This is a genomic window from Duganella caerulea (genome assembly GCF_040362985.1).
In the GTDB taxonomy this organism is placed as follows: domain Bacteria; phylum Pseudomonadota; class Gammaproteobacteria; order Burkholderiales; family Burkholderiaceae_D; genus Rugamonas; species Rugamonas vulcania.
This window is the reverse complement of sequence record NZ_BPWJ01000026.1, coordinates 1-5563: the sequence shown is the minus strand read 5'-3', so window position 1 is coordinate 5563 and position 5563 is coordinate 1. Positions and strand designations below refer to the sequence as shown.

Genomic DNA, 5563 nt, shown 5'->3' with positions numbered 1-5563 from the left:
ACCCAGCGCACCGCGCCCGGCTCCAGCGCCGGGCTGTCGCCCAGCTCGAGGCCGCGGCCGCCGGCGACGATCAGCGTGGCGCCGGCCAGCTGGCGGCCGGCGCGCGGCAGCGGCGCGGTCATCACGCTCACGCCGGCGGTGGACGCCACCAGCCCGCCGCCCGGCGACACCATGCGGATGCGGTAGGGTTCGGGCAGGCCGGCGTCGCGCGCCTCGTCGTTCGCGGTGGAGAACACCTGCGCCGGGCCGGTGGCGTCCAGCAGCACGAAGCCGGGATATACGAGCAGCCAGATGTCGATGGGTTTCATGTGGCAGATATTCAACCATGAACGTCATTTGTGTCAACCCGCGCGCTGGCATGATGGACGCTTTCCACCCACAGGAGCAACCATGACACGCACCATCGGCATCTATGTGTACGACGACGTTGAAGTGCTGGACTTCGCCGGCCCGTACGAAGTGTTCACCTGCGCCACGCGAATGGCGGCCAAGCTCACGCCGGACGCGCCGGCGCCGTTCCGCGTCTGCACCATCGGCCAGCGCGGCGCCATGCTGCGGGCGCGCGCCGGCCTGAGCGTGTTCCCCGAGGCCGACTTCGGCAACGCCGGCCCGCTCGACGTGCTGATCGTGCCGGGCGGCGTGGTCGACGCCGAGCGCGACAAGCAGGAAGTGATACGCTGGATCGCCGCCGCCGCGCCGGGCTGCGAGCTGGTGGCGTCGGTGTGCACCGGCGCCTTCCTGCTGGCGCAGGCCGGCCTGCTGGACGGCCAGGAGGTGACCACGCACTGGGAGGACATCGACGAGTTGCGCGCCGCCTTCCCGCGCCTGCGGGTCAGCGGCGAGCGGCGCTGGATCGACAACGGCCGCACCGTCACCAGCGGCGGCATCTCGGCCGGCATGGACATGTCGCTGCACCTGGTCGAGCGGCTGGCCGGGCGCGAGCTGGCCGCGCGCACCGCGCTGCAGATGGAATACGACTGGAACGAGGCATGAGGATCGTGCGCAGCAAGGACTACCGCGCCGGCCAGGCCTGGGGCGCCGACCTGATCGCCGCGATGCAGGACGCCACCGTGCGCCTGCACTGGACCGACCAGCCCTACGGCTGGCACGTCAACGACGGCCAGGAGGTGTTCGCCGTGATGGACGGCGAGGTGGACATGCACTACCGCGACGGCGGCGTCGAACGGGTGGTGACGCTGCGGGCGGGCGACATCTTCTTCGCCGACCAGGGCGACGCCCACTCGGCCCATCCGCGCGGCCAGGCGCGCATCCTGGTCATCGAGCGCGCCGGCAGCGTTTGAGGCGGCGCTAGCCGCGCACCACGAACACCAGCAGCAGCCAGCCGCACAGCAGCAGCGCCGGCAGGCCGTTCAGGACCAGGCCGATCCAGCCGCTCCACGAGCGCCAGCGCGCCAGGATCAGGCCCATCACCGCGGTGACGGTGCCGGCCAGGGTGCCGAGTACCACGACGATGAAGGCGTTGCCCAGGCAAGTGAAGCCGAAGTCGCCGCACTGCGCCGGCCCGCCCGAGAACGCGCCGGACACGGTGAGCGCCCCCAGCACATAGGTCAGCACCGCGATCGCCACGCTGACCACGTCCAGATCGATCCTGGATTTCTTCATAGTTTTTTCAGCTGTTCCCGGGCGTAGCCGGCGTTGGCGTGGTTGGGCGCCAGCTCGAGGAAGCTGGTGTAGGCCTTTTTGGCCTTGTCGCTGTCGCCCAGGCGCATGCGGGCGTCGGCCAGGTTCAGGTAGGCGATCGCGCGCGAGGTGTCGATCTGCAGCGTGTTCTCGAACCAGCGCGCGGCCTCGGCGTACTTCTCCTGCTTGTAGTAGACGAAGCCCAGGTTGTTGGCGGCCAGGCCGAAGTCGGGCCGGTACTTCAGCGCCTCGGTGAACGCCGCCTCGGCCTGCGCGTACTGCTTCTCCTTGTACAGTTGCAGGCCGCGGTCGTTGGCGCGCTGCGCCAGCTGGCGGCTGGACGCGTCCACCGGCTTGGGCGCGGCGATCTTCTGCTCCTCGCCCTGCAGGTTCTTGACCACCACCGTGTTGCCGTCGGCCTTCTGGTCGCGGCCCTTGTCCAGTTTGCTGTTCAACGCGATCGCGTCCGGCGACAGCTGCGCCGATTGCGCGCTCAGGAACTCGGCCTCGGCCGGCAGCTGGAACACGAACTCGCCGCCCTCCGAACCCGGCAGGCTGCCGAACGCCGGCGTCTGCTGCGACACGCTGGCCACCGCCGGCGCCACGTAGGCCGCCAGCTCGGTGGCGGTGATCAGGCCGTCGCCGTTCAAATCGGCCTTGCCGTTGAGCGCCTGCAGCAGGGTCCAGGTGAACACCGAGTGGCCGTTGGGGCCGCCGTCGGCCACCATCTGGTCGGCGCCGCCGGCGGTCAGCATCTGCCGGCCCAGGCGGCGCGCGTTGTCGCGCAGGAAGGCGCTGCTGCCGCCGCCGCGCGTCAGGCCCAGGCCGCTGTAGCAGGCGTCCATGACAAACAACACGTGCTTGGCGTTGAGGCTCTCGGCGATGTTCTGCAGGTCGGTCATCGGGATGGCGTCGAAGCTGACCTGCAGCGGGTCCGAGTCCACCGGGATGATGTAGCCCAGGTTGCGCCCGGAACTGAGCTGGCGGGTGGCGCCGTGGCCGGCGAAGAACACGAAGATGCGGTCGTCCTTCTTCAGCTGGGCGTCGGCCAGCTTGTCGTGGAACAGCGCCAGGATGTTGTTGCGCGTGGCCTCGCCGTTCGACAGCGTGAACACCCGCTCGCCGGCGAAGCCGAAGCGGTTGACCAGCGTGTCGCGGATCGCGCGCGCGTCCTGCACCGCGTACTGCAGCTTGGGCCACTTCTGGTAATCGTTGATGCCGATGACCACGGCGTAGCTGTTGGCGTAGCCGGTGCTGACGGCGATCTTCTCCGGCTCCGGCTTGCCGCCGCGCGCCACCTTGAATTCCTGGCCGTCCCAGGCCGCGAAGCTGTAGCCGTCGGCGATCAGTTTATCCAGCACCAGCGGCAGCGCCTTGACGCTGCGCTCGTGGATGTCGTGGAACAGGATGATGCCGCGTTGCTCCTTGCTCAGCGTGGTCAGCACGCGGTTGGCGATCGAGCTCGGCACCGGGTCGGCCCAGTCCAGCGAGTCGATGTTCCACATCACCGAGCGCAGGCCCAGCTTGGACAGGATGGCCAGGCCCTCGGCGTTGTGGGCGCCGTACGGGAAGCGGAACAGGTCCGAGCGGCGCTGGTCGGTGGCCTTGAGCAGCGCGTCGGCGTTGGCGATCTCGCCGTACAGCTGGTCGCCCTTTTCCTTCGACAGCAGCGCGTGGCTGAAGCTGTGGTTGCCGACGGTGTGGCCGGCGTCGATCAGGCGCCGGCTCTCGGCCGCGTTGGCGCTCAAGGTCTGCTTGCCCTGCGCGTCGAGCTTGCCCAGGTTCTGGCCGACCTGGAAGAACACGCCCGGCACGTTGTACTGCTTGAGGATGGCCGCCACTTCCTCGGTGTAGCTCTTGTGCGGGCCGTCGTCAAAGGTCAGCACCACGGTCTTGGGCGGCAGCGTGTTGCCGAAGATTTCCTTGGCCTGCACTTCCTGCTCGGCGGTCTTGGGCTGCTCGGGATACGGCACGATGACGCCGTAGTCCTTCATGATCTGCTCGCGGCCGTACAGCTTGCGCAGGTGGCCGACGTAGTCGTCCCAGCGCTCGCGCTTGGGCGTGATGGCGCGCGTGTCGAAGCGCGAGAAGATGTCGCTGATTTCCTTGTCGTACTGCTTCTCGATGTCCTCCAGCGCGGCCAGGTCCTCGCTGACGCGCTTGTGCAGCTTGATCGCGGGCAGGGTCTGGTCGGCCGCCGCCAGCTTCTGCAGCGACAGCAGCACTTCGCGGAAGGCCAGGCGGTCGGCGTCGAACAGGTCGCTGGCCGATTCGATGTAGGTCAGCAGCGTGTCGGCGGCGGCGTCGCGGCGGGCCGGCGGCAGCGCCTGGGTTTGCGCCAGCAGCGCCTGCACCCTGGCCAGGCGCTCCAGGTTCTCGTGGAACAGCGACTGCCCGACCTGGCCGGCGGCCTTGCGGTCGGCCTCGGACAGCGTCTTCTCGTCGGCCAGCAGCACGATGATCTTGCGGTAGGCCGCCAGCATGTCGCGCAGTTCCGGCATGACGTCGGGCGCCGGGACGGTGGCGGCCACGGCGGCGCCGGACGGTTCGGCCGGCTGCTTGCCGCGCAGCGCCACGAAGGCGCCCGCGCCGGCCACGGCCACCACCACGGCGGCCATGCTCAACTGCTTGATGTATTTCATGTGCGGAGTCTGGAAAAAACGAATCCCGCATTCTATGACATATTTGCTAATGATTCACTTTGGGGTCAAGTCTGACATTCGGACACGAGCTCTGCCCTAAGCGCCGACTACGGCCGGGTTCGTGTCCGAATGTCAGACTTGACCCCACCGTAGCCGTCGGTCAATGTGCGCAGGAAGGCCACCACGTCGGCGATCTCGCGCTCAGTCAGCGCGGGCTTGCCGCCCGGCCGGCCGCCGAACGGCGCCTCCATGTTGACGTTGGCCTCCAGCCCGGCCGGCTGGTCGTCGAACTTGTGCACACCGCCGTCGGCGGTGCGCGGATACCATTTCTGCGGCGCGGTGTCGCGCTGCGCGTAGAAGCGCACCACCTGCGCCAGGTCGGTGAAGCCGCCGTTGTGGAAGTACACCTGCCGCAGCGCGACGTTGCGCAGCGATGGCGTGCGGAAGCGGCCGCAATATTCCCGGTGTTCGCGCAAATCCGCGCGGTCCGGGCCGCACAGGCCGAGGTCGAAATACGCCGGGTCGGCGTTGACCGCCAGCTTGCCGTTGCGCGGCACGCCCAGGTTGATCAGGCCGTAGTCGGTGAACTGCGGGAAGGCGCCGCCCTGCCCGATCTTGCTGATGTGGCAGGACGCGCAATTGCCCTTGTGCTCGTCGTTGAACAGCGCCAGCCCGCGCGCCTCCTGCGGCGTCAGCACGGCCTGCTTGCGCAGGTAGGCGTCGTACTTGCTGGTGTAGGGGTAGAAGTCGGCCGGGCTTTGCTGGAACACCTCCAGCGCCATCAGCACGCCGCGCATCGCCGCGTCCGGACGGTCGAAGATGGCCTCGCCAAAGGTGCGGCGGAACTGCGCCGCCAGCGGCCCGGCGCGCAGCCGCGCCACCACCGCCGCGTCGTCCTTGTTGCCCATCTCGCGCGGCGACAGCAACGGCCCGCGCGCCTGCTCGTGCGCCGACTGCGCGCGCCCGTCCCAGTCGTAGCCGCCGGTCGGGCCGGCGTCGACGCTGTCGTCGCCGTCGTCGTCGTGGTAGTGCTCGGTGAACGGCGGCACCGTCTGCAGATACTTCAGCGACGGCGCCGCGCGCGTGCCCTGCGTGGCGCCGTCGGCGCCGGCCAGCTGCGCCGCCAGCCGGTTGGGCGGGCCGTAGGCGTGCGCGGGGCTGTGGCAGCTGGCGCAGCTGCTGCGGCCGGACGCCGACAGGCTCGGTTCGTTGAACAGCGCGCGACCCAGCGCGGTCAATTCCGCCACCGGCGGCTGGCGCTGCGGGCCGGGCGCGTAGGC

6 protein-coding genes are annotated in these 5563 nt (G+C 69.4%); 2 read left to right on the top strand and 4 right to left on the bottom strand.

The features are described from left to right. Positions 1 to 308, bottom strand: a 308-nt coding sequence (locus ACUJB0_RS31640; protein ID WP_506737540.1) for a type 1 glutamine amidotransferase family protein, incomplete at its 3' end; no start/stop codon positions are given. A gap of 82 nt (positions 309 to 390) precedes the next feature. Here ACUJB0_RS31640 and ACUJB0_RS31635 point away from each other — a divergent pair. Next, positions 391 to 993, top strand: coding sequence for a DJ-1/PfpI family protein (locus tag ACUJB0_RS31635; RefSeq protein WP_444848724.1), 603 nt, complete (start codon positions 391 to 393; stop codon positions 991 to 993). After that, entirely contained in the window at positions 990 to 1301 is a 312-nt protein-coding gene (locus ACUJB0_RS31630) for a cupin domain-containing protein (protein ID WP_444848723.1), read from the top strand. Before ACUJB0_RS31635 ends, ACUJB0_RS31630 begins: the two co-directional genes overlap by 4 nt. 7 nt (positions 1302 to 1308) lie before the next feature. Here the strand turns inward: ACUJB0_RS31630 and ACUJB0_RS31625 are convergent, their stop codons facing one another. The 3 genes from ACUJB0_RS31625 to ACUJB0_RS31615 form a co-directional block, all read right to left on the bottom strand. After that, positions 1309 to 1623: a hypothetical protein gene (locus tag ACUJB0_RS31625; RefSeq protein WP_444848722.1), complete on the bottom strand. Its 315-nt coding sequence runs from the start codon at positions 1621 to 1623 to the stop codon at positions 1309 to 1311. Beyond that, positions 1620 to 4283, bottom strand: coding sequence for a polysaccharide deacetylase family protein (locus ACUJB0_RS31620; protein ID WP_444848721.1), 2664 nt, complete (start codon positions 4281 to 4283; stop codon positions 1620 to 1622). Before ACUJB0_RS31620 ends, ACUJB0_RS31625 begins: the two co-directional genes overlap by 4 nt. Positions 4284 to 4390: 107 nt before the next feature. Then, the coding region (locus ACUJB0_RS31615) for a cytochrome-c peroxidase (protein ID WP_444848720.1) at positions 4391 to 5563 on the bottom strand (1173 nt) is incomplete at its 5' end.

Excerpts from the sequence above, each read along its gene's own strand:
- ACUJB0_RS31635 (WP_444848724.1), top strand. The coding sequence starts at position 391 with ATGACACGCACCATCGGCATCTATGTGTACGACGACGTTGAAGTGCTG.
- ACUJB0_RS31630 (WP_444848723.1), top strand. The coding sequence starts at position 990 with ATGAGGATCGTGCGCAGCAAGGACTACCGCGCCGGCCAGGCCTGGGGC.
- ACUJB0_RS31625 (WP_444848722.1), bottom strand. The coding sequence starts at position 1,623 with ATGAAGAAATCCAGGATCGATCTGGACGTGGTCAGCGTGGCGATCGCG.
- ACUJB0_RS31620 (WP_444848721.1), bottom strand. The coding sequence starts at position 4,283 with ATGAAATACATCAAGCAGTTGAGCATGGCCGCCGTGGTGGTGGCCGTG.